This is a genomic window from Cognataquiflexum nitidum, assembly GCF_022538055.1.
Lineage (GTDB): Bacteria > Bacteroidota > Bacteroidia > Cytophagales > Cyclobacteriaceae > Cognataquiflexum > Cognataquiflexum nitidum.
Genome location: NZ_JAKZAM010000006.1, coordinates 59086 through 84406, shown reverse-complemented (window position 1 = coordinate 84406; position 25321 = coordinate 59086). Strand labels below are relative to the sequence as shown.

Sequence of the window (25321 nt, the reverse complement as noted above, 5' to 3'; positions counted from 1 at the left end):
ACAACAATATGGCCGGAGTAAACAAAGTAATATTGGTAGGCAACTTGGGAGCAGATCCTGAAGTGAAGCATTTGGAGGGAGATAAAGTGGTAGCAAATCTGAGGCTTGCGACCACTGAGGCTTATAAAGATAAATCAGGAAACAGGGTTGAAAACACGGAATGGCATGATTTGGAGCTTTGGGATGGGCAAGCAAGAATAGCAGAACAATATTTAAAGAAGGGAATGCAGCTCTTTGTAGAGGGTAAAATCAAGTCTGACACATGGCAGGATGACCAAGGCCAAAATAGGAAAAGGACCAAAATCAGGGTCTTGGGTTTCACTATGCTTGGCGGTAAGCCCGATGGTGGAGGAAGTGCCCCGGCTTCAACACCGAATTACAGTAATAATATGGCGTCAAATCAGCCTTCTTCTGTGAGTGAACCACCAATGGAAGATGACGATTTGCCCTTCTAAATCAAAAAGTTGAAAAATTTCTGAGTATTTGATTAATTTTGCAATGATCATATTCTGGAATTAATGGACGACCCCTACCCGAGTCTTATTTTACTGGCTGAAATTGTTCAGGTTTCAGCCGGTTACATTTTGTTTAATTCATTGACTTTTATTTTGCTTTTAATCGCCTCAGGGTTGGTTTCAGGCTCAGAAGTAGCTTTTTTTTCGTTAAACTCCGATGACATTGCATCCTTTGACGAAAAAGCAGACGCTAGAGCAACAAAAGCAATTTTGCTCATAGAATCCCCTAAAAATCTTCTTAGTACCATCCTTATTCTCAATAACCTGATCAACATCGGTATCGTCACCTTGACTACTTTTGTTGCTTGGAAGTTTTTTGGCCCTAATGCTACAGGTATTCTTGTTATCTTGGTACAAACCATCGGCGTGACCTTTGCTATTGTATTCTTTGGGGAAATCGTCCCAAAAGTCTATGCAACAAAGGCCAAAATAGAGTTTTCGCTAATGATGGCACCCATTATTTATTTTTTTTCGGTTGTGCTTAGACCCTTATCCTCTTTTTTGATGGTGATAAGTAATGTGGTCGAAAAAAGGATCGTCAAAAAAGGTTATTCTTTGTCAGTAGATGAACTCAATCAGGCTTTGGAAATCGCCACTGAAGACACATCTGAAGAAGAAAAAGATATTCTTAAAGGAATTGTAAATTTTGGTACGCTATCTGTCAAACAAGTGATGCAGTCAAGAATGGATATCACCGCCATAGAAATTGACATGGATTTTCATGAATTGATGGATAAAATCAATAAAAGCGGTTACTCCAGAATCCCTGTCTTTAGAGAGACAATTGACAATGTAGTAGGAATTTTATATATCAAAGATCTGCTTCCACACATCGATCAGGATGAAAACTTCGAATGGCACGCTTTGATCCGTAAAGGCTTTTTTGTCCCTGAAAACAAAAAAGTGGATACCTTACTGAAAGATTTTCAAAAGAAGAGAGTTCATATGGCCATTGTGGTAGACGAATATGGGGGAACTTCAGGTTTGGTAACACTCGAAGATTTAATTGAGGAAATCATCGGAGAAATCAATGATGAATTCGATGATATCGAAGATTATTATTTCAAGGAAATAGATCCGTCCACATTCATTTTTGAAGGGAAAATATCTTTGAATGATTTCTGCAAAAAACTTGAATTAGACCAACAGCTATTTGATGAGGTCAAGGGAGAAAGTGAATCTTTGGGTGGTCTTTTGCTTGAAATCAATTCCAATTTTCCCAAAAACGGTACCAAGATTACCTTTGAACAATTTGAATTTACCATCTTGGCAGTTGATGCCAAAAGAATAAAAAAGGTGAAAGTGCGGATTATCGGCAATGAGAAGGAGAATGGGGGACATAATGTGGATTAATGTGTTTTTTTAACAGAATATAATTCTGATATTTTTTTTATATATTACTATTTGTTCTTCACATTGATCTTTCTATGATTTTTCAGAGATTCGGTTCTACTTTTTACGATATAAAAAATTTTAAAAAAAATCAATTTTTTGTGAATTAACCATAATTCTATCTACGGTCAAAAAATTTTCATTTTAAGGTTAAAAAAAACACCCATTTTTTACATTTTTCTGTTTTTTTTCAGAAATATAATTTAATTTTTTACCAAATTATAATTTTTGTAATATGTAAACTTTACTCTATTTAAGTACAAACTATGTATTTATAAGCCCGTTTCATTGCTTCTATTTTAAAAAACACAAATTTTTTTGTAATATTCGCAACTATTTATTAAAACCTATTAAACCTGATTATAATGAATAATGGACTTTATCATGAGGAATTTGAACATGATTCCTGCGGTATTGGAGCGGTAGTGAATGTCAATGGAGTCAAAAGCCATGAGACAATCAGCGATGCGCTCTTTATGCTTAGCAATATGGAACATAGAGGAGGCAGGGGTAGTGATCCAAAAACAGGAGATGGCGCAGGTATTTTAATACAAATACCCCATTCCTTTCTCAGAGAAGTAACAGCTAGAGCAGGTTTTCAATTGCCCGAACAGGGAAGCTATGGCGTGGGAATGACTTTTTTTCCTAAAAACAGGCAGCTCTACAAAAAATCAAAAGAACAGCTTAACCAAATCATAGATGAATTGGGCTTCAACCTGATCGGGTACAGAAATGTCCCTGTAGATGAAACTGTACCTGGTTCGGGAGCTTTGGATGTCATGCCCAATATTGAGATGGTTTTTGTCACACACAAAAACGGACTCAGTGGCCTAGAGTTGGAAAGGAAACTGTATGTTTTGAGAAATTATTCCTCCAGTACCATCAACTTAGCTATTCCCGGTGTCAACTCTGCCTTTTATTTTGCGAGCTTTTCTGCATTTACATTGATTTATAAAGGTCAGCTAAGAACCGATCAGGTGCTGCCTTTTTATAAAGACCTTCAAAATAAAAATATCACCTCCGGATTGGCCATCGTCCATTCCAGGTTTTCGACCAATACTTTCCCAAATTGGCGATTGGCACAGCCATTCCGATACCTTTCGCATAACGGTGAAATCAATACCATCCGCGGTAACCTCAATAAAATGAAGTCCAAGGAGACATTGATGCGCTCGATTTTCTTCACCGATGACGAGCTTTCAAAGCTAATGCCGATCACCAACAAGAAAAATTCGGATAGCGCCAATCTAGATGCCATGGTGGAGTTGCTGACCTTAAGTGGCCGAACCCTTCCCCATGTGATGATGATGATGGTTCCGGAAGCTTGGCAGGACAATCAGATGATGGACAAAGACCGCAAGGCATTCTATAAATTCCATGCCTCACTTATGGAGCCTTGGGATGGTCCCGCAGCGCTGTTGTTTACAGATGGCAAATCCCTTGGAGCGACCTTGGACAGAAACGGGCTTAGGCCTCTCCGGTATTTCATTACCACGGATGACAGGTTGATTCTATCTTCTGAGGCAGGCGCTCTGCCCATCCGAGAAGCGACCATCAAGGAAAAAGGACGAATCAGTCCCGGAAGAATGCTTTGGGCAGATCTGGAAAAAGGAAAAATTTCTTTTGATGATGAAATCAAATCCTCCGTCTGCGACAACAAACCCTATGAGGCTTGGGTCAGAGAGGAGCGTCTGAAGCTCAGAATGATGCCTGATCCGGAAAAATTAGAGCATCCTTACACTACTGAAGAAATCAAAAAACGCCAAACTATATTCGGTTACACTTCTGAAGAATTGAAAGTAATCTTATCTCCCATGGGTGAATCCGGCTATGAAGCTGTAGGTTCGATGGGAGCAGATACTCCTCTGGCTGTGCTTTCAAAACAAAGCCAACATATATCCAATTACTTCAAGCAGTTGTTTGCCCAAGTCAGTAATCCGCCAATCGATCCTATCAGGGAGAGATTGGTCATGTCATTGTTTACAAGAATCGGAGAAAGCCACAATATCCTGGCCGAAAGTCCACGTCATACAAGGCAAATCCACATTTCCCAACCTGTCCTACTCAACGAAGACCTGGAAAAGATCAAACATCTGGAAGATCAGGGATACCGAACAGTGACATTATATGCGCATTTTGAAACTGATCACCAGCCGGGCAGGTTGCTTGAGGCCTTAAACCACATATGCAAAGAAGCAGAAGGCGCCATCTATGCAGGCAAGAATATTATCATTATATCTGACAGAAACAGTACAGCCTCCAAGGCACCAATACCTACTCTTCTTGCAATCGGTGCAGTCCATCACCACTTGGTGAAAAAGAAATTGAGGACCCGTGCAGGTCTTGTGGTGGAAGCAGGGGACATCCGAGAAACACACCACTTTGCAACAGTGATCGGATATGGGGCTTCGGCCATCAATCCTTACCTGGCTTTGGAATCCCTCATTCACTTAAATGAAAAAGGGGCCTTCGCCAAAGATATCCCACAGAATCAGCTCTTCTATAATTTCCAAAAAGCGGTCGGAAGCGGGCTTTTGAAAGTTCTTTCCAAAATGGGAATCAGTACTTTACAATCTTATCAAGGCTCACAGATCTTTGAAGCCATCGGACTTGGACCTGAAGTTATAGACAGGTGCTTTAAAGGAACAGTAAGTAGGATTTCTGGGATTTCATTTGATGAATTGGCTGAAGAAGTGCTGATCCGTCACCATGCCGCCTATGAAACCGAAAGCCCGATTTTAGAAACAGGGGGTGTGTACCAGTGGAAGAGAAGGGGTGAAAAGCACATGTTCAATCCTGAAACTATCCACCTGTTACAAAAGTCAACCAAGCTGAATGATTATGGGATGTACAAGAAATTTGCCCAGAAAATCAATGAGCAGACCAAGGATGCATTGACGCTTAGGGGACTATTTGAATTTAAAAAGAGAATCTCCATACCTATAGATGAAGTGGAGCCTGTTGAATCCATCCTGAAGCGTTTTGCCACGGGTGCAATGTCATTTGGGTCTATTTCACATGAAGCCCATTCTACTTTGGCTATCGCCATGAACAGGATCGGTGCCAAAAGCAACAGCGGGGAAGGTGGAGAGGATGAAATCCGATTTGAGAAAAAAGAAAACGGAGATTGGGAAAGGTCCGCCATCAAGCAGGTGGCATCCGGAAGGTTTGGCGTCACAAGCAATTACCTGACCAATGCCGCCGAGCTTCAGATCAAAATGGCCCAAGGTGCAAAACCGGGAGAAGGCGGTCAGCTCCCAGGACATAAAGTTGATGAATGGATCGGAAGGGTAAGACACTCCACTCCTGGGGTTGGCTTGATTTCGCCACCTCCGCACCATGATATTTATTCCATCGAGGATTTGGCTCAGTTGATATTTGACCTTAAAAATGCAAACAGAAAAGCACGGATCAATGTCAAGCTTGTTTCGCAAGCTGGTGTCGGAACCGTTGCTGCAGGAGTTGCCAAAGCCATGTCGGATGTGATTCTGATTTCAGGCGCAGATGGAGGCACAGGCGCCTCTCCTTTGAGTTCTATCCGTCATGCCGGATTGCCTTGGGAACTTGGATTGTCCGAAGCACATCAGACTTTAGTCAAAAATAATTTACGTAGCCGTGTGGTATTACAGACCGACGGACAATTGAGAACAGGAAGGGATATAGCCATTGCGACCTTGTTAGGGGCTGAAGAATGGGGTATTTCTACAGGCGCATTGGTAGTGGAAGGCTGCATCATGATGCGAAAGTGCCATCTAAACACCTGCCCTGTCGGTGTAGCAACACAAGACCCCGAACTGAGAAAACTCTTTACAGGAGATCCTGACCATGTCGTCAATTACTTCATGTTTTTGGCACAGGACCTTAGAGAAATCATGGCTTCGCTCGGATTTAGTACCATATCAGAGATGGTCGGACAAAGTGATGTCCTGAAAGCCACCGGTCACATGAACCATTGGAAATGGGATAAAATAGATTTGAGTCCTATCTTCCACAAAGTTGAGGTACCTGACCATGTAGGGATCCACAAGCAAATTGATCAGGAATTTGACCTCAAAAATGTTTTGGATAGACAGCTGATTGAAGCTGCAATTCCCGCTTTGGAACAGGCAAGCCCTGTTATAGGAACCTTCAAGATCCACAACATTGACAGGACTGTCGGTGCAATGCTGTCCAACGAGATTTCAAAAATTTATGGTAGTCCCGGTCTGCCGGAAGATACCATCCATTTTAATTTCTCAGGATCAGCAGGACAGACTTTCGGAGGTTTTCTGACTAAGGGCGTGACTTTTGAACTAGAAGGAGAATCCAATGATTACTTCGGAAAAGGTCTTTCTGGAGGAAAATTGATTGTGTATCCTAGCCGTAATGCCAACTTCCTAGCCCATGAAAACATCATTATCGGAAATGTGGCATTTTACGGTGCTACCTCCGGTGAAGCCTATATCAATGGAAAAGGAGGGGAAAGGTTCTGTGTAAGAAACTCAGGGGTACAGGCTGTGATCGAAGGGATCGGAGACCATGGCTGTGAATATATGACCGGAGGGCTTGTGATCAACCTCGGGGAGATCGGCAGAAACTTTGGTGCAGGAATGAGCGGTGGTATTGCTTACATCCTCAAGGATTATATCCACCTGATCAATCAAGAAATGGTAGATCTGGATCCGTTGAATGAGGACGATTTTGTAACTATCAGAGGACAGCTCAACCAACATGTTTCATTTACCAATAGCCAATTGGCTGCTGAATACCTCAGCAATTGGGATGAATACAGGGGACGTTTTATCAAGGTGATTCCGAGGGATTACAAAGAAGTTTTGAGAAAAAGAGCATTGGAAAAATCAACAACATTGGTGTAAGATGGGAGCTAAAGAGGGATTTATATTATTCAAGAGAGAACTTCCGGAATCCAGAAACCCAGAAGAAAGGATTCACGACTATAAGGAAATCTACAAGCCCTTTGAGGGAGAAAAACTCAATCATCAGGCCGCAAGATGTATGGACTGTGGTGTGCCATTCTGCCATCAGGGATGTCCATTGGGCAATATTATTCCGGATTTCAATGATGCTGTCTTCAGAAATGAATGGGAAGAAGCTTTTCAGATATTGAGAAGCACCAACAACTTCCCGGAGTTTACCGGTCGAATCTGCCCTGCACCTTGTGAGGGTTCTTGTGTACTTGGGATCAATAAAGATCCGGTGGCCATTGAACTCATAGAAAAAAATATTGCAGAAAAAGCTTATGAACTTGGCTTTGTCAGGCCAAAGATGCCAACTTTAAAAACAGGATTTAAAGTAGCAGTGATAGGTTCCGGACCAGCGGGATTGGCAGCCGCTGACCAACTCAATCAGGCTGGACATGAGGTTACTCTTTTCGAAAAGGACAAAAAAGTCGGTGGATTGCTACGGTATGGAATTCCTGATTTCAAACTCGAGAAATGGGTCATTGACCGTAGGGTGGAAATAATGGAAAAAGAAGGGGTGATTTTCAGTACAGGGACCGAAGTTGGTTTCAATATCAAAGCCGAAAATATCCTGCGAAATTTTGATGCAGTCGTACTTTCCACAGGGGCACAACAGCCCCGTGAACTTAAAATCAAAGGATCCGACCTGAAGGGAGTCCATTTTGCGATGGAATTTCTTGGTAAACAAAATCAGGTCATCGCAGGTGAAATTCAATCAAATCCGATTTCAGCCGAAGGAAAGCATGTCCTTGTCATCGGAGGCGGTGATACCGGAAGTGACTGCATCGGCACCTCCAACAGACATGGCGCTTCGAGCATTACCCAATTGGAATTGCTGCCCAAACCTCCCAAGCAAAGAACTGTACTCAATCCTTGGCCGGAATGGCCTATGACTTTGAAGACCTCAAGTTCTCATGAGGAAGGTGCAGATCGGGTATTCTCTGTATTGACAAAGGAATTTGTAGGCAATGACAAGGGGGAAGTCACTGGGTTGGTATTGGTAGATCTGGAATGGAAAGAACAAAACGGCAGGATGCAGTTTGTAGAAGTTCCCGGAACCACCCGTACAGTGCCTTGTGACCTAGCCTTCATCGCGATCGGCTATGCAGGTCCGGCACAGAATGGCCTGCTCGAGGCATTTGGAGTACAGACCATGGACAACACACTTCCAATATCAAAGGAATACCAAAGTACAAATAAGAAAGTATTCCTTGCCGGGGATATGCGAAGAGGTCAATCTCTGGTCGTATGGGCGATATCTGAAGGTAGGGAAGCGGCGGTCAAAGTCGATGAATTCCTTCAGGGCAATTCTGCACTACCAAGAAAAGACGAAGGATATTACGAGGTCGAACAACATATCCACAATTAAACCTAATGAAGCAATAAGCCTAAAATAAGAGTAAGCGTGATAATAAGTTTAGTTTGTGATTGTTATAATTTTTTAGCAATCTAATCAGAAAGAGCAGGTCGGTGGCCTGCTCTTTTTGGCTTTTCTGTTCTTATTCCTTTACTTTCAGTATGGCGATACATCTTTTTTAAGTCGTTTCCAACTAAAAAATACTGCTATTTAGGACATTTCTATTCCAAGTTTCGTCTCCATAAAAACCTCATTCCATGAAAATTTTCCAAAGCCTCATTTTTGCACCCATCTTTTTCCTAACTCTGTCCTGTAATTTTGATGACAAGGATTTTACTCAGGAAGATCTGCAGGGTATCTGGGAATTGAGTAGGTACCAAGCAGAATCACAATTATTTTTTGTCGATACTTATGTATTCAATGAAGATGGAACATTTGAAAATAGGGCAACGGCACGTCAACAGGATTCGAATGATGATACTGGAATCAATTCTCTTATTAGCGGGACGTACTCAATGGCAGGGAATAAGCTTTTTCTTCAAGAAACGGAATTTTTAACTCTCCCTGAAGGAAGTACGATTTGGCATACTTCTTTGGATAATCTTGTTGGATCAGACTGGAACAGGGAAACAGAAATAACAATATCCATGCAGGATAGGAGATCACAATTGGTGTTGGATTTTGGGCCATGCGCACCCAACGAATTGTGCACCGGTCCAATCACCTACTTCCGGAAGTAGAAATTAAGAGTTTAAAAAAAAAGCAGGCCAAAAGCCTGCTTTTTCGTTATAAATAAACCCAATCAATCTGTTTTAAATATTGTTTCCGGAGCCGGCTCTTCCTCCCGAAGAACCTCTGCCTCCTCGATGACCTCTTCCGTTTCCACTACGTTCTTGAATTTCCTTTCGGTTTTCTTTTTTGACTTCCTCCCATTTGGTTTTTTGTTCAGGAGTCAAAATAGCCTCAATCTGTTTATTCTGAGCTTGGTTCTGGGTCTGCATTTCTGTTCTTTTGGCCTTTCTATCTTCTTCCATGGCTGCTCTTTGGGCTTCTCTTTTTTGGGCATTCTCCAGGTTGATCTTATAGATCTTTTGTTTTTGATCTTCAGAAAGACCCAGCTCTTCGGTCATCCTTGTCGTCATTTTCTCTGCTCTTTGTTCGGCAGTCAGTGATTCCCTCTGTTGCCCTCCTTTTGAACCTCCTTGTCCTCTTTGCGCAAATGCACCTGCAAATGTCATGGTAAATATTGCGGCAATCATCAATAGCTTTTTCATCTCTTTATTTTGTTTTTAGATTTTTTTTGAAAGGAACATCTTAGAATCTTTGATTTCCCGGGCAAATCATTGGAACTCTAAGCTGTGAATTTGAAGATTAGACTTAGACCGCGCTAGTTGGTTTAATCTTTCTTTTGGAAAATACTGTTAACAAATCTTAAATTGGGAAATGGACAGTTTTTATTATTTCGGATATGCGAGCAATTTGGATACAAGTACCTTAGAAGGTAGGCTACAAACTAGACCAGTAAAAATCGGAATCGGCGTATTGCGCCATCATGGTTTTCGGTTCAACCATCCCAATCAGGATGGTTCTGCAAGGGCCAACATAGTACCAAGTGAAAATGAATCCGTGTATGGGCTAATTTTCAAAATTCGAAATCATGATATGGAATATTTTTTGACTTCCGAACCTGGATACGATTTGGAAGAAAAAGAGGTGTTTACCAAAGATGGAAAAGTCAATGCTTTTGTTTTTATATCCAAAAATACTCAGGAAGGAATTTTCCCAAAAGAAGAATATTGGAAATTGATTTTGAAGGGGGGCAAAGAATCCGGTATTCCAGATTCCTATCTCGCACAGGTCATCAATAGAGTGGGAAAAATCTGATTTTGTTTATTAATTACATCCTGTGGCTTCACTTGCATAATACCTCTCATCGCCGACATAGAGTTGCTCATCCTGTAAAATCAACGGAACAGTCAAGGGACTCAATCCTCTCTTGTTGAATGTCAAATTCAGAGTGGCTTCAGGTCCATCCCCCACTACGGTCCAAGTGCCGGACATCCTGTTTTTGTATTCAGGATTGGTATTTCTCATGATTCCCCTTTTTTTGACGTTGGCAGAAAAGGTCCCGTCCTGGCAAAGGTTGATTTGGGTTTGTCTAGCACCTCCCAATACTTCATCATAAGTGATCATGAGTTTATTTGAAAGGAATTCTTTCCAGTCAAAATTCTCATAAGGAGACTCCAAAGAAGGAAGTTCAAAGGTCCCTTTCTGTAAAAATTCCAAAGCTGCATTGGATACATTTGAAAAAGACTCCTCGGTTCCTACCGCTAAAACCGTGATGCATGTTCCCTGATTGCCGCATTTAGTTGCAGCAAAAGCCCTGGATTTTCTTTGCACATAATCTCCATCTGCTACTACTTCGGACTGCAGAATTTGTCCTGAAACTTTAGGATCTATTGCTTTCAATCTCAACTTTTCGGTCACATCCACCCCTTGTTTCCAAATCTCTGAAAGTTGCTGAAGGTCGGTCGCTGTTCTTCCAAAGACATACATCTCACCAAATCCACCGTTGCCTGTGGTCAATAGAAAAACCTCACTTTCCCGGGGCAAGGTTCCGACCCAACCCATAGGAACCTGAGTACTAAAACCATAACTCGGTGCGTATAGCGTATCTAGGGAATTATACATTTTTCCGGGCTGAATTCTTTTTTTGGATGATTGTCCCCACGACGGATAGCAAAAGGTGATGGCAATCATTATTATGATAAAGGAAATGGCATTTCTCATAAATCAAGGCTTTAAAAGACCAAATATAATTATTTATCAATCCTCATAATCTTTCTCCTCAAGCATCCACTGTCTTTTAAAATCCTTGATATATCTAGGGCGTATCAAAAGCCGCAGGCTTGGATCAAACGAAAGGTACTTCCAAGACCAGGTCAGAAAAACCATGAGCTTGTTTTTTACTCCCAAAATGGCCATCAAGTGGACAAAAAGCCAAACTAACCAAGCGAAGGAGCCTTGAAAACTTACAAAAGGCAAATCCACCACTGCCATTTTTTTTCCAATTGTGGCCATTGATCCAAGGTCATTGTATTTAAAAGGATTCCATGGTTTATTTTTCAGTTCATTTTTCAGGTTTTTGGCAAGATTTGCAGCTTGTTGGATGGCCACTTGGGCTACTTGGGGATGGCCATTTGGAAAGGCCTCTTCTTTTTGGACACATTGGTCACCTACTACGTAGATGTCCTGTTCCCTTACCAATTTGTTAAACTCATCTACCAACAGCCTTCCATTTGGGGACTTTTGGTCATCCTCGACACCAATTAGCGTGTTGGCTTTGATCCCCGCAGCCCATAATAAAGTAAGCGTTTTGATAGGTTCCTGACCTTTCAGCTTCACTATGAATCCGTCGTAATCTTCGACCATTGTATTGAGTAAAACCTCTACGCCCAATTTCTTGACATACTCTAATGCTTTGTCCCGTGATTTGGGTGTAAGGCCATTTAATAATGATCCGCTTGCCTCAATCAAAATCACCCGCATATTCTTGAAGCTGAGTTGCGGGTAATCTTTGGGCAGCACCTTATTTCTCAATTCGGCGATAGAACCTGCCAATTCTACACCTGTAGCTCCACCTCCAACAATGACTACGTTCATGATAGGCTTGCGTTCTTCCACATCAGCGATGTTGACTGCACGTTCATAATTGGAGATGATCTTGTTCCTAATATATAATGCCTCAGAGGTGGACTTCATCGGTGCACAGAATTTTTGGATGTTTTGGTTTCCAAAATAATTGGTATTAGCACCTTGGGACAGGATCAGAATGTCGTACTGAAGCGTACCCAAATTGGTTTGTACAGTTTTATTGGTTTTGTCAATTTCCCGGACCACTGACATTCTGAAGACAACATTATCAATTTTGTGAAAAATCCTTCTCAGAGGAAAAGAAACTGCACTTGGAGAAAGTGCTGCGGTAGCTACCTGGTATAGTAGAGGCTGAAACTGATGGTAATTGTTCTTGTCCAACAGCACCACTTGATAATCAGTGTGGGCGAGTTTTTGCGCAATTTTCAATCCCGCAAATCCAGCTCCGACGATTACAATCCTTTTATGTTTTGGTTGGGGGATATTGGGAATGGGAAGGTTTTCAGATTGGCTCATGATAAAAGTTATTGGATTCAAAATATCAGTAAATCTATATAATTTTGACTTAGAATTACCGTTCCAAGAAGATTTGTTAGCATTGGTTTTCTTTGTTTTAGGCACTTTAAAAAGATTTATTAATTTTACCCACCTTTTAAAAATAGATTAATAATGGGAAGAGCATTTGAATTCAGGAAAGAAAGAAAATTTAAGCGTTGGAGTCAGATGTCCAAGGTATTTACCCGCCTTGGAAAAGAAATCGTCATGGCCGTCAAAGCAGGCGGACCAGACCCAAGCAATAACACGAAGCTAAGAACTGTAATACAAAACGCGAAAGGTGCTTCGATGCCCAAAGACAGGATAGAAGCAGCTATCAAAAGGGCATCTAATAAAGACGAAAAAAACTACGAGGAAATCGTCTACGAAGGTTATGGTCCTTACGGCGTAGCTGTAATCATCGAAACCTCTACAGATAATATAAATAGAACAGTAGCCAATATAAGAAGTTATTTTACCAAATCCGGTGGATCTCTAGGGACTTCAGGATCGGTAAGTTTTATGTTTACCAAAAAGGCAGTTTTTCGTTTTGCCGCAAAAAGCTTTGATATAGAAGAGTTGGAACTAGAACTGATCGACCATGGTCTTGAAGAAATCGCCGAAAATGAAGGTGAGATTTTTGCTTACACCGAATTCGAAGATTTTGGGAAAATGCAAAAGGCCCTTGAAGATATGCATATAGAAGTGATCAATGCTGATTTTCAATGGTTTCCTTCCACGACCGTTGACCTTACCGAAGAACAGGAAGAAGATATCAACAAATTGATAGAGAGGCTTGAAGAGGACGATGATGTCAACCAAGTATTTACCAATGTCGCTTAAACCAATCAAAAACTTACTTTTCACATTATTTAATCCTTATAGCTGATCATCCATGACCGGACAAATGAGTTTTCCAAAAAGAAAGAATATCCAAGAGCAACAAAGACAAAATTTAGTAATCGTAGGAAGTAGAAATCCGGTAAAGATCAGTTGTACAAATGGGGGTTTTCATCAGGTATTTGAAGGAACCTACCTTGTAGAAGGTTTGAATGTAAGCTCTGATGTGGATGCACAGCCTGTGGGTGATGAGCAAACCTACAAAGGGGCATTGAATCGGGCAAAAAATTCCAAAGCAGTATTTCCAGAGGCAGATTATTGGGTGGGTATTGAAGGTGGCGTGGAAAAATTCCAGGGAGAAATGGCGGCTTTTGCATGGGTTGTGGTCTTGGATAAAAATGGAAAAATAGGCAAAGCCAAAACTTCCCTGTTCTTTCTCCCAAAAGCAATTGCTGACTTGGTAGATGGTGGGATGGAACTTGGTGCAGCTGATGATGCTTTTTTCAACAGGGAGAATTCCAAGGAAAATGATGGCGCAGTTGGTATATTGACTAAAGGAGCGCTTGACAGGAAAAATTATTACCAACAGGCTGTTATTTTGGCTTTGATACCTTTTGTAAAAGAAGATATATACTAAGGTTTACTAAATATCTGATAGATTTTTTCAATTGGATTTAAAAAATGGTTATGATTATCTTTAAATAATTGTTTCTCTTATCTGCCCATAGGTATTGTCAGGGTTTATAGAAAAGCAAAACAATTCGGTATAGTACTATTTAAGATACCAAGTTTAAAAAAAACACATGAGTATCCGCAATGTGGGACGTTGGGCAATAGGAGGTGGTATCGAATGCAGCTACTCGTCCACATGCGAAAGTCCACTGGGTGTTTAGTGGCTTCTCCAACAAATTATTGTTTGGCTACGTGCAAGAAAGCGGATACACATAAAAAAATAAAAGCTTGAATACTTTCTTACAGAAGAATTTCAAGTCTTACAGATAAATAGCAGAGAGTGTTTGGTCCCCACTACAGTCAACTGTAATTTTTAAAGAGCCCTTCCAAGGGCTCATTTTATTTTCAGGTTATTCAGAAAATTTCCCAATGATACCTTCCAATCAGGGTCTGCATCCCATACCGGACCGATATATAATTCGTTGCGGACCAAGAAGCGGATATAATATTTTACTACTATTCTGTTACCATCTTGGAGATTATCTGTATTCAAGCCCATATTCTGCATTAAGTCGGCCTCTCGGGCCTCCACCCTCATCAGGACAAATTGAACCCTCTCTTTGATCAGATCAGCATCAGACTTTGGACTACTTAGGAACTCTACTTGGTGGGGATATGACTGCGTGAAAATCGCCTGCAGCCCATTTCTTTCTTCATTCTGCTCTGCAAGTATGCTTTCCTCTGATTTTCCCAAAAGGTCATATCTAAATGTATTCAGGTAGCCACTCTCACCGGCAGCTCCCGAAAGTGGGATTCCAAGCTTGAATACATCAAGGTTGAGTGGATTTCTGTTTAGATACCTTTGGGCTGCAGAAGCAGTCGCATTGGCTCCGGAAGGAAACTCCGGTACTTCTAATACCATCAGGTTTTTAGATTTGACGGTCTGACCGATTGCTGACAAAGATTCTTTCATCTGATCTATCCCTGAAGCATCCATACCCCACATCCCCTCAGTGGGGATCATGTTTTTGTTATTGGTAAAGGGCCCAATGTTCAAAACAGTACCACCGTTTGCTTTTCTGGTTAAGATCACAACAGAAGCGACCATTCTTTTGGAAAACATCGCGGCAAAGCCTGCCTGCACCTCTTCCGAAATGGCCACATCTTCCAATTCATAATAAGCCACCGGGTCGCCACCTGCCGATACCAAGGCACCGTGTATGGCATGGGCAAGTTCAGTCCAAGATATCGGAGGCCTTGCCTGAGGGGAGTTTGAAATGAGTACAACAGATTTTCCGTCCAAAAAAGTCTCAGGTAGGGAGTTCTGAGCCATACTTGGTCTTAAGAAAGCCAAAACCATCAGCAAGGCAAAAAGATATTTCATAGGTGTTAAGATTCGAGCGATTATATCTTACTATTTTTACGAATATACATAACGGACCAATTTAAAAAGACATATGCTTAATTTATTGAAATTTTTAATGCTAATTTTTCTTGCAGCCCCATCGGCGGTATTGGCACAAAAAATCGACCAAAATAAGTTGCTCAAAGATATTGAGTACCTTTCTTCTGATGAATTGGGTGGAAGGAAACCACTTTCAGAGGGAAATTTAAAAGCCAGAAAATACATTCAAGATAGGTTTAAGGCATTAGGTATCAAATCCCAGTACCAGGATTATACCCAATATTTTGATTTCAATAACAGCCGAGAGGGCAAATTATATGAAAAAGCTGCCAATATAGTCGGCTTTATCGGGGGAAAAGAAACCGACAAGTTGATCGTGGTAATGGCGCATTATGACCATATAGGAAGAGACGGAGAAAAGATTTTTAATGGTGCAGATGACAATGCTTCAGGAACAGGTGGTGTTTTGGCCATAGCGGAGTACTTTTCCAAAAACCGACCCAATCACTCGATGTTATTTGTTGCTTTGGATGCTGAAGAAATGGGTCATCAGGGAGCAAAAGCTTTGGTAAATGATTTCCCTTTTCCAATTGATCAGGCTGTCCTGAATATAAACATGGACATGATCAGCAGAAACATTGATGGTGAAATATATGCCGTGGGAACTTACCATTATCCTCAACTTAAACCAACCATAGAAAAAGTCGCGGAAGGCCGGTTTCCAAAATTATTGTTTGGGCATGATGTCCCCGGCGAAAAAGCCGATTGGACCTATGCCTCTGACCATTCCCAATTTCACAGGAAGGGAATCCCTTTCATTTATTTTGGTGTAGAAGACCATGATGATTACCATAAGGAGACCGATACATTTGACCGGATTCAGCCCGAATTTTATATTGGTGCCGTTGAACTGATTTTGGATATTGTAATTGCCTTTGACCGGGACCTTAATAATGATTAGAATGAAATGAATATCTTCAAATGAACTTCGATAAATAGAATTGGCCAAAACAGACTACATAACACGATTCTTGATTTGGAGGCTCCGCCACCTCAGTACAAAAAACTTTGTATTATTAGTAAGCGGAGTAATAGGCATTGTTTCGGGAGTTGCGGCTGTGATTTTAAAAAGTTCTGTGCATGCTATTCAGGAATTTCTCACCAACAGCTTTTATGAGGAATACGCCAATTTTTTCTATATCATCTATCCTATCATCGGAATTTCTTTTGCTTACCTTATAGGCACCTACGTCCTCAAAGACAAGGGTGGACATGGAATTCCGGATATCCTGTACATCATTTCTAAAAAAGGAAGTTTAATCCCTAGAGTCAAAATGTACAGTCGGGTGATTACTTCCGCACTGACAGTTGGATTTGGAGGTTCCGTAGGATTGGAAGCGCCTATTGTCGTAACAGGTTCAGCAATCGGATCAAACATAGGTGTACTGATGCACCTTAATGCTAAAAAAAGAACCCTTTTGATAGGCTGTGGAGCGGCTGGAGCCATATCAGCCATCTTCGGTGCACCAATCGGAGCAGTCATTTTCGCCATCGAGGTAATCCTTATGGAAGTAAGTATCGGTAGTTTTATTCCACTATTGATAGCTTCGGTTACCGGAGCCCTGACCTCAATTCTTTTACAAGGCAATGAGAGTATGTTCAACTTTTCGATATCCGAAGAATTTGTGGCTTCCCATGTGCCCTATTACTTTGGCTTGGCAGTTTTTACCGGTTTTGTATCGCTTTACTTTAGTAGAACCATCCTAAGTACAGAGGGATTTTTGGATAAATTCGATGAACCTTTTTTAAAACTCCTCTATGGCGGCGCATTTTTGGGGCTGATTCTTTTTATTTTCCCTCCTATTTATGGGGAAGGATATGACACCCTCAACCACCTGGTATCCGGTCAACCCAATAACATCCTCTCAAAGAGCCCTTTTTTCTCAGAAATTGATAATCCTTATTTTATTATTCTGTTTTTATCAATGATTATTTTAATCAAACCCATTGCCTCAGCCATCACAATCGGTACCGGGGGAAGTGGAGGTATTTTTGCTCCTTCATTGTTTGTAGGAGGAATTGCTGGTTTTCTGTTCGCTTATTCTGCCAACCTTCTTAACCTTCCAATTGAACTTCCTTTGGCTTCATTTACATTGGTCGGCATGTGTGCGGTGATGAGTGGGGTGCAGCATTCCCCACTGTCAGCCATATTTTTGATCGCAGAGTTGACAGGTGGCTACGAGCTTTTGATACCACTGATGCTTGTTTCGTCCATTTCTTATGTCACTACTACCTATTTTGACAAGGATTCACTTTACAAAAAACAACTGATAGCCAAAGGTACTTTCCTCCCGGCCACCAAAGATGAAGAAGTGCTCGAACTCATGGACATCAAAAAAATAATGGAGACTGACCTGCTACCTGTTTCGCCTGAAGCAAGTCTTGGTGACCTTTGCGAACTGGTAAAACTTTCGAGGAGAAACATTTTTCCGGTAGTGAATGCAGATGGTGACCTGAATGGAATAGTCACTTTGGACGATATCAGAGAGCTTATGTTTGACTCACAAAGTCAGAAAACACTGAAAATCAAGCAACTGATGCATTCTCCCCCGGAAGTGATAAACAGTAACGAAAATATGCAAAATGTAATGGATAAGTTCGAAAAGTCAGGTGCCTGGAACCTTCCTGTGACAGAGTCAGGCAAATACATGGGTTTTATCTCCAAAGCCCGAATTTTTCACGCCTATAGAAAGAAATTGATCCGACAAAATCAGGATTAATTGCTTCGACCTTCTTTCGCTCTTCTTCGATATAAACAACCCAAAAAAATACAATGATTTTATAAAATTCTCATTTACAGTTAATTATCCACAAAATCACATAAAAGTGAAGTGAGTTAAATGATTGAAAATCAATATTTTATGCCCTATTTTTTGACCTGTGTGGAAAAGTATCCGAAAATGTGGATAAAAAAGGCTTGTATTTTTAGATATGTCATTACATGCTGATTTCGAAGTTTTTGGAGCTCTTCGTAGCATCCTACATTACTTAATCTAACCTTTGTTGACTTATTTTTATCACATCATTGCAAAAAATATTTCATACTCCTCACAACAAAAAAGTTAAGATGAAATACTAAAATTTCATTTTAAAAATTCCTGTTTGGATAATTAATAAAATTATAAAAAATATACAATTTTAACATAGAGAATACAATTTGATTGGTAGGATTGGAAACACATTCCAAGTAAGAAGTTTTACAGAATACTAAAAATCATAAGGGGGAAAAAACTGCCTCTTAAGAAGCAGTTTTTACTTTATACAGCCTTGGCTTTATCCATCTGGTAAAGTATGTCTTCATAATCCAATTTGTCCCAGTTTTGGGAAATCAATGGACTTGACATCACCTTGTCCATGATTTTTTCCTGCAGTTTTCCTTGGGCATATGCCTCCGAGTATGGCATATTGGAAAACGTCACCATGGTATAGAGAGGAATCCATTCCTTTGGGTAAAGGGCATGTAGCTTTGCTTCGATTTTTTTCCTGATCAGGAATTTTGGATCAGACACTTCATTCCTCATTTCTTCGAAATTTTCCATCGCAAGCTGACAGATTGCATCCGTGTCCTTCTTTCTCTTCTTCTGGAATTTGGCAAAAACCAACTCCCATGCATTGGTACCAAATTTTTCCACCAACTCATCCAAGATGAAGCAATCCTCAAATCCGCAATTCATCCCTTGACCATAGAACGGGACCATGGCATGGGAAGCATCCCCTATCAGGAGAGCACTTTTCAGCATCCAAGGATAACATTCAATATTGATCAGCGCAGAGGTGGGGTTTTTAAAATACTCCACTTGCAAGTTGGGCATCATTTTGTAAGCATCATCAAAGTAGGTCTGAAAAATGCTTGCCACATCTTTTTCGTCCCTTATATTTTCAAAACAAACCCGCTCGCCATCAAATGGCAGAAAAAGTGTACAGGTAAAAGATTTGTTGGGATTTGGCAGGGCGATGAGCATAAAGCTTCCCCTAGGCCAAATATGAAGTGCGTTTGGATCCATGGCAAATTCACCGGATTCTGTCGGCGGAATGCTCAATTCTTTGTAGCCATGTGTAATGTATTCCTGCTTGTAATTGAACCTTACCTGCTTGAGCATGGCGTTGCGAAGGGCCGAGTATGCCCCATCGGATCCGATGATCACGCTGGAAGAAAATCTCTCCTGTTTTCCTTCCTTGTCTGTAACCAACAACTCATTGCTCCGAAGATCCACATCTTCGATCTTGTGCTCAAAAAACATATTGACACCAAGCTTATCCGCCTCATCTATAAGTAATTGGTTGAACCTACCCCTTGAAATAGAGTAAATAGCTTGGCCTTCTTTTCCATAAGGAATAAAGCTTGTTTTCCCATGTTCGTCATGGATCTTGCGCCCATACATAGGCATGGTCAATGGGAGTACTTTTTCTTTTAATCCTGCCTTTTCGAGTGCATTCCATCCCCGGTCGCTCAGCGCCATGTTGATAGACCTGCCTTCTTCCTGGTATTGACCTTTTCGGTTGTCGGGTCTTTTCTCGTAAACATTTACGTCAAGACCTCTTTTTTTCATATATATGCTCAACAATGACCCGATAAGCCCGGAACCTAGGATGCTGATTTCATTTTTTTTCATGGTTTGAGAGATACTTTCTGCCTGATCAGGCAAATTTGTGAAGGGATTGTTCTAAGATCTTGGCAAACCTGTAGACATCCATAAAGCTGTTGTATAAAGGTGTAGGCGCGATTCTGATTACATTAGGATGACGCCAATCTCCAACTATTGCATTTTGGTAAAGTTCATCAAAGACAGCTTTTCCGCCTTTTAGGACAAGCAAAGATAATTGACAGCCTCTTTCGTTGGTGTTTTTCGGGGTAATTATTTCTAATACACCACGTTCGCCATTGATTTCTTGGAGTAAAAACTCCAAATAACCCGTCAAAAGTTCACTTTTTTGCCTCAGCCTATCCATGCCCGCCTCCTGAAAAATATCCAAAGCAGCCTGATGCGCCGCCAAGGCAATTACATTGGAATTGGCCAATTGCCAACCATCAGCGCCAAACATCGGCTTAAAACCCTTCTCCATCTTAAACCGCTCTCCCTCATCATGGCCCCACCAACCTGCAAATCTTGGCAAGTCAGGACTTTCGGCATGTCGCTCATGTACAAAAATACCAGAGATATTGCCAGGTCCTGAATTCATGTATTTGTAACTGCACCAGGTGGCAAAATCCACGCTCCAATCATGCAGCTGAAGGGGAACATTTCCTGCAGCATGGGCTAGGTCAAATCCCACTTTTGCACCTGCAGCATGACCGGCAGCAGTGATTGCCTCCATGTCAAACACCTGCCCGGTATAATATTGCAAACCTCCCATCATGACCAAGGCAAGTTGGCCCTGATTTTCTGATATGGTTTTAAGGATGTCTTCAGTTCTCAGCGTATATTCTCCCTCCCTTGGCTTCAATTCGATGATGGTCTGATCAGCATCCAAGCCATGAAACTTGACCTGCGTCTCTAGCATGTACATGTCGGAGGGAAAAGCACCCGCTTCAGTGATGATCTTAAAGCGCTCTTTGGTAGGCTGGTAAAAGGACACCATCAAAAAATGAAGGTTAGAACTCAGGTTATTCATCGCCACGACCTCATGTTCATGTGCACCGACAATCTCAGCCAAAGCTGGTTTTGATTTTTTGCGGACATGATACCAGGCATCTTCCCCATGAAAATGCCCATCTACTGCCAGATTGGCCCAATTATCCAACTCCTTTTGGATGTATTCTTTTGTGGTTTTGGGTTGTAGCCCAAGGGAATTGCCACAAAAGTAAATTGCCTCCCTTCCATCCACTTTGGGAAAATAAAATCTCGACCGAAATCCTCCTAAAGGATCCTTTTCATCCATTTCTCTGGCAAATTCTTCTGAAAATCGGTATTCTGTATTTTTCATTTTTTAGTAAAAGAAAGAAGGGTGTTGGCAAAGACTAAACCACCACCAAGGCAATAGGTTTGTCTTCATCATCAAAATTACCATGTTTCCGTTTTGAAAAAAACCGATTTGATTTCGGCGGTTGTTTCTGAATCTGTATTTTGCACAAAAATAGATATCCCATGTCCAAAGAAATCATCTTTTCAAGTGATGCCCCTGCGCCTATCGGGCCATATAGCCAAGCTGTCAAATCCGGAAATACGCTTTATCTGTCAGGTCAGATTGCCTTGGATCCTGTCACCGGAGAGTTGATCAATGAAAATATTACCGAGGAAACCCACGCTGTCATGAAAAACATCGACGCGGTGCTGAGAGCCGGAGGTTTTACCTTTGCCGATGTGGTCAAATGCACCATATTTATCAGGGACATGGGTCAGTTTGTGACTATCAACGAAGCATACGGACAGTATTTCAAAACCAATCCTCCCGCAAGGGAAACCGTAGAAGTCAGCAAACTTCCGAAGAATGTCAATGTGGAAATTTCCTGCATTGCTGTGAAATAATGAAGTCTCTCGGTTAGGGATAAAACCTTTGCCTTGTTTGCAGGCTGTGGTTTGCTCCACAACTTTTTTTATTGACTAGAGTTAGGATCCCATGAATCCATTTCCCAACCATAGTGAAGTGCTTGTTTCTTCTTTTTCCAAAAAAGAAGTGGAAGAGAGGCTATCCATGGTGACAAGGGACGTCAACTTTTTGGATTATGAAGAAAGACTCCAAAAGGGGTGTAAGTTTAACGGTAAACTAGGCAAAGACGCATTCAGACTTTCCTTGGTAGTCGATAAGCCCGATAGCTTTTTGCCACTGATTTTGGGCAAAATCGAATCCACTCCAAAAGGATGCATTCTTTTTCTTCAGTATAGACTTTTTCCAAGCTCAGCATTTTTTCTTGGATTTTGGACGGTAGTCACCTTGGCCTTGGCCATGTTTTTTGGTTTTGTTTCACAAAAGCCAATTTATGCGCTTTTATGTCTTCTTGCCTGCGTGGGCAATTACTACTTTGCCTGGAACTATTTCAAAAGAAAAATAAGCCTTTCGAAAGAAATATTTCATGAAATCCTCAACATCAAAGTGGTGGATTAATTCCCCTTATCCTTATGTATTCTTCCGATCAGGTAGTAATTTAGCGCATCAAAAAATAACCAAAGTATCAAAAATATGAGCATCAGGATAGAAAAAGATACCATGGGGCCTGTAGAGGTTCCTGCTGACAAATATTGGGGAGCACAGACCCAAAGATCCATCAACAATTTCAAAATCGGCGGTGAAAAAAATAGGATGCCTATAGAAATCATCAGGGCATTTGCCATCCTCAAAAAATCCGCTGCCATCACCAATGCCGAGCTCGGTGTCATGACTCAGGACAAAGCCGACATCATAGCCAAGGTCTGCGATGAGATATTGACAGGACAGCATGACGATCAGTTTCCACTTGTGATCTGGCAGACAGGCTCGGGAACCCAATCCAACATGAATGCCAACGAAGTAATCGCCTACAGGGCACACGTGCTTTTGGGAGGCTCATTGGAAGATGTCAAAAAGAAAATCCACCCCAATGATGATGTGAACAAATCACAGTCTTCTAACGATACTTTCCCTACCGCCATGCACATTGCGGCCTACAAGATGGTAGTGGAAACAACCATCCCCGGTGTGGAATTACTCAGAAATACACTGAAGTCCAAATCAGAGGAGTTTATGGGTGTGGTAAAGATAGGAAGGACCCACTTTATGGATGCCACGCCACTTACTTTGGGACAGGAGTTTTCTGGCTATGTCGCCCAACTCGATCATGGACTCAAGGCCTTGAGAAATACTTTGTCCCACTTGTCTGAACTTGCCCTTGGAGGAACTGCAGTAGGCACCGGATTGAATACCCCTGCAGGTTATTCTGAATTGGTGGCTGCCAAAATCGCCCAATTCTCAGGTCAGCCTATGGTCACTGCCCCCAACAAATTTGAAGCACTTGCAGCCCATGACGGCATTGTCGAAACACACGGCGCCTTGAAGCAATTGGCAGTAAGTCTGATGAAAATCGCCAATGACATCCGGATGCTTTCTTCAGGACCAAGATCAGGTATTGGTGAAATCCTGATCCCTGAAAATGAGCCGGGTTCTTCCATCATGCCGGGCAAAGTCAATCCTACCCAAGTGGAAGCCATGACCATGGTGGCAGCACAGGTCATGGGCAACGACGTGGCTATTTCTATCGGCGGATCCAACGGACATTTTGAACTGAATGTCTTCAAACCGATGATGATTGCCAACTTCCTGCAGTCAGCCCGTTTGATAGGGGATGCCTGTGTGTCCTTCAATGAAAACTGCGCCATCGGAATCGAACCAAATACAGCATTTATAAAAAGACATTTGGAGAATTCCCTGATGTTGGTTACAGCATTAAATCCTTATATTGGCTATGAAAATGCTGCTGCCATTGCCAAGAAAGCACACAAAGAAGGGACAAGTCTAAGAGAAGCAGCTTTGGCATTGGGTCTGTTGACAAACGAACAGTTTGACGAATGGGTCAAGCCAGAAGACATGATAGGCAGTCTTAAATAACCACATTAATTTTAGACTATATGAAAAAATCGAATCTTTTGATGACTACGGCAGCAGCCATGCTCCTATTTTCCACCACCCCTACTCTTGCTGAAGGCAAAAGCAAAAAAGAAGCAAAAGTTTTGACTGTCGAAGAGCAGGTAAAACTTGAGGAAATCGAAGCCCGGGTTCTTGAAATTAAAGAAATGGAACTTTCTTCTTTAGAAAAAGCTGAGAAAGCCGCTGTTAAAGAAGAATTGAAAGGTCTTGAAAAAGAAGCCAGAGCCCTCCGTGGAACAGGTCTTTACATTTCCACGGGGGCTTTGATCCTTATTATCATCCTTTTGATTATCCTTCTTTAAGATTATCAGCACTTCAGATTCAAAGCAGAGAGGTAATCAAAGCTTTTTTGAAGCGCATTTACATGGTCAGGAGTCAGGTCTTTTTCTAAAAGAAAATGCTTGGCCCCTGATTTTTTTGCCTCGCAAAGTATCCCCGACAAGTCCAAAACCCCATCGCCTGCATCAGCCAGGTAAGGGAATAATCCCATCCATTCTCCCATATTTCCGCCATCGCCCGGGAAAGTCTTTTTTTCACGCATGTCTTTCACATGAAGTAAAGGGAACCTTTTTGGGTTTTCTTTGAGGTATTTGATGGGGTCAATGCCCGCTGCGGTAAACCAAAAAACATCCATCTGCATTTTGACCAGATCAGCATCCGTATTGTCTAGGATCATCTGGAAAGGAACCATACCTTCTACGGCTTTGTGGCCATAGCCATGGTTATGATAGAAGAAAGTCAAGCCGTTTTTCTTGGCAGATTCCCCGACCTGATTGAAGATCTCAGCGGTTTTTTTGTAGTCGTCTAGGCTTTTCCTCATGTCATCCGGAATCATGGCGATGCCCACATATTTGTGCCCGACCACATGTGCTGCTTCAGCGACACCTTCCATGTTGTTTCTCAAAGTCGGTAAATCCACATGGATGCTTGGGGCAGAAAGTCCATACCTGTTTAAAATTTCCTTGACCTCTTTTGCTGTTTTCCCGAAATACCCACTTCCTGAAAAACCCAATGCATTGGCTGCCATTTTCCAACCTTCCTTGGTGGCTTCATCCGAAAATGTGTAGGGCCCAAAAAACTCCAACTCTTTGTAGCCAATTTCGGAGATTACTTTTAGCGTTCCTTCAAAATCCGACGAAAGGGCTCTTGGCACAGTAAATAAGGCGACGCCTAAGGAATCGACTTTTTGCATGTCATCGGCAATGGCCAAATGGGGCATCAAACTTCCTGCGGCTACCGCAACGGCACTTTTTTGGATAAAATTTCTTCTGTTCATGGGTTTAGGGTTGTTGAAATAAAGATTTGAAATCGAAGTCCACCCATAATTTCAGGGTGCAATGGTACCACCAACGATATTGGCTGGGATATTTTT

21 protein-coding genes are annotated in these 25321 nt (G+C 41.6%); 14 read left to right on the top strand and 7 right to left on the bottom strand.

Annotated elements, in window-relative coordinates:
• Nucleotides 1–8 precede the first annotated feature (8 nt).
• The 5 genes from ssb (at nt 9) to MMU07_RS05640 (ending at nt 8965) form a co-directional block, all read left to right on the top strand.
• Nucleotides 9–455, top strand: a complete 447-nt coding sequence (ssb, locus tag MMU07_RS05660; protein ID WP_241124869.1) for a single-stranded DNA-binding protein — start codon at nt 9–11, stop codon at nt 453–455.
• A gap of 63 nt (nt 456–518) precedes the next feature.
• The gene (gene gldE / locus MMU07_RS05655; protein ID WP_241124868.1) at nt 519–1868 is read left to right on the top strand and encodes a gliding motility-associated protein GldE; all 1350 of its coding nucleotides are present in this window, start codon (nt 519–521) and stop codon (nt 1866–1868) included.
• Between the two features lie 404 nt (nt 1869–2272).
• Complete coding sequence (gene gltB, locus MMU07_RS05650; protein WP_241124867.1) at nt 2273–6763, top strand: glutamate synthase large subunit; 4491 nt, start codon at nt 2273–2275, stop codon at nt 6761–6763.
• A 1-nt stretch (nt 6764) separates the two neighbouring features.
• A complete protein-coding gene (locus MMU07_RS05645) occupies nt 6765–8237 on the top strand; it encodes a glutamate synthase subunit beta (RefSeq protein WP_241124866.1) in 1473 nt (490 codons plus the stop codon).
• 245 nt (nt 8238–8482) lie between these two features.
• Nucleotides 8483–8965 carry a hypothetical protein gene (locus MMU07_RS05640; protein WP_241124865.1) on the top strand — a complete coding sequence of 161 codons (483 nt, stop codon included), beginning with the start codon at nt 8483–8485 and terminating at the stop codon, nt 8963–8965.
• Nucleotides 8966–9037: 72 nt separating this feature from the next.
• Here the strand turns inward: MMU07_RS05640 and MMU07_RS05635 are convergent, their stop codons facing one another.
• Nucleotides 9038–9499 (bottom strand): DUF4890 domain-containing protein, encoded by a 462-nt coding sequence (locus tag MMU07_RS05635; protein ID WP_241124864.1) that lies wholly within the window; start codon nt 9497–9499, stop codon nt 9038–9040.
• A 169-nt stretch (nt 9500–9668) separates the two neighbouring features.
• On the opposite strand from MMU07_RS05635, the gene MMU07_RS05630 reads away from it, so the two are divergent.
• Nucleotides 9669–10109 (top strand): gamma-glutamylcyclotransferase family protein, encoded by a 441-nt coding sequence (locus MMU07_RS05630; RefSeq protein ID WP_241124863.1) that lies wholly within the window; start codon nt 9669–9671, stop codon nt 10107–10109.
• Nucleotides 10110–10118: 9 nt separating this feature from the next.
• Here the strand turns inward: MMU07_RS05630 and MMU07_RS05625 are convergent, their stop codons facing one another.
• Both MMU07_RS05625 and MMU07_RS05620 read right to left on the bottom strand, forming a co-directional pair.
• A complete protein-coding gene (locus MMU07_RS05625) occupies nt 10119–11015 on the bottom strand; it encodes a hypothetical protein (protein ID WP_241124862.1) in 897 nt (298 codons plus the stop codon).
• 36 nt (nt 11016–11051) lie between these two features.
• A complete protein-coding gene (locus MMU07_RS05620) occupies nt 11052–12395 on the bottom strand; it encodes an NAD(P)/FAD-dependent oxidoreductase (RefSeq protein WP_241124861.1) in 1344 nt (447 codons plus the stop codon).
• Between the two features lie 153 nt (nt 12396–12548).
• Between MMU07_RS05620 and MMU07_RS05615 the strand changes: the two genes are divergently transcribed.
• Together MMU07_RS05615 and yjjX are read left to right on the top strand one after the other, a co-directional pair.
• The gene (locus MMU07_RS05615; protein WP_241124860.1) at nt 12549–13256 is read left to right on the top strand and encodes a YebC/PmpR family DNA-binding transcriptional regulator; all 708 of its coding nucleotides are present in this window, start codon (nt 12549–12551) and stop codon (nt 13254–13256) included.
• A 64-nt stretch (nt 13257–13320) separates the two neighbouring features.
• Complete coding sequence (gene yjjX, locus MMU07_RS05610; RefSeq protein ID WP_241124975.1) at nt 13321–13890, top strand: inosine/xanthosine triphosphatase; 570 nt, start codon at nt 13321–13323, stop codon at nt 13888–13890.
• A 429-nt stretch (nt 13891–14319) separates the two neighbouring features.
• Here yjjX and MMU07_RS05605 read toward each other — a convergent pair whose 3' ends face one another.
• Nucleotides 14320–15309 (bottom strand): NTPase, encoded by a 990-nt coding sequence (locus MMU07_RS05605; RefSeq protein ID WP_241124859.1) that lies wholly within the window; start codon nt 15307–15309, stop codon nt 14320–14322.
• A 97-nt stretch (nt 15310–15406) separates the two neighbouring features.
• Here MMU07_RS05605 and MMU07_RS05600 point away from each other — a divergent pair, with 97 nt between their 5' ends.
• Nucleotides 15407–16291 (top strand): M28 family peptidase, encoded by an 885-nt coding sequence (locus MMU07_RS05600; protein ID WP_241124858.1) that lies wholly within the window; start codon nt 15407–15409, stop codon nt 16289–16291.
• 70 nt (nt 16292–16361) lie between these two features.
• Complete coding sequence (locus tag MMU07_RS05595) at nt 16362–18110, top strand: chloride channel protein (protein WP_241124857.1); 1749 nt, start codon at nt 16362–16364, stop codon at nt 18108–18110.
• Between the two features lie 537 nt (nt 18111–18647).
• Here MMU07_RS05595 and MMU07_RS05590 read toward each other — a convergent pair.
• Nucleotides 18648–20003 (bottom strand): FAD-dependent oxidoreductase, encoded by a 1356-nt coding sequence (locus tag MMU07_RS05590; protein ID WP_241124856.1) that lies wholly within the window; start codon nt 20001–20003, stop codon nt 18648–18650.
• 25 nt (nt 20004–20028) lie between these two features.
• On the bottom strand, nt 20029–21315 hold the full coding sequence (kynU, locus tag MMU07_RS05585) for a kynureninase (RefSeq protein WP_241124855.1): 1287 nt from the start codon (nt 21313–21315) through the stop codon (nt 20029–20031).
• A gap of 161 nt (nt 21316–21476) precedes the next feature.
• Here kynU and MMU07_RS05580 point away from each other — a divergent pair, with 161 nt between their 5' ends.
• The 4 genes from MMU07_RS05580 (at nt 21477) to MMU07_RS05565 (ending at nt 24251) form a co-directional block, all read left to right on the top strand.
• On the top strand, nt 21477–21857 hold the full coding sequence (locus tag MMU07_RS05580) for a RidA family protein (protein WP_241124854.1): 381 nt from the start codon (nt 21477–21479) through the stop codon (nt 21855–21857).
• 91 nt (nt 21858–21948) lie between these two features.
• A complete protein-coding gene (locus MMU07_RS05575; RefSeq protein ID WP_241124853.1) occupies nt 21949–22434 on the top strand; it encodes a hypothetical protein in 486 nt (161 codons plus the stop codon).
• A gap of 75 nt (nt 22435–22509) precedes the next feature.
• The gene (gene fumC, locus MMU07_RS05570) at nt 22510–23910 is read left to right on the top strand and encodes a class II fumarate hydratase (RefSeq protein ID WP_241124852.1); all 1401 of its coding nucleotides are present in this window, start codon (nt 22510–22512) and stop codon (nt 23908–23910) included.
• A 20-nt stretch (nt 23911–23930) separates the two neighbouring features.
• Nucleotides 23931–24251, top strand: coding sequence for a hypothetical protein (locus MMU07_RS05565; RefSeq protein WP_241124851.1), 321 nt, complete (start codon nt 23931–23933; stop codon nt 24249–24251).
• Between the two features lie 5 nt (nt 24252–24256).
• Here the strand turns inward: MMU07_RS05565 and MMU07_RS05560 are convergent, their stop codons facing one another.
• Nucleotides 24257–25225, bottom strand: a complete 969-nt coding sequence (locus MMU07_RS05560) for a sugar phosphate isomerase/epimerase family protein (RefSeq protein WP_241124850.1) — start codon at nt 25223–25225, stop codon at nt 24257–24259.
• Nucleotides 25226–25321: the final 96 nt, after the last annotated feature.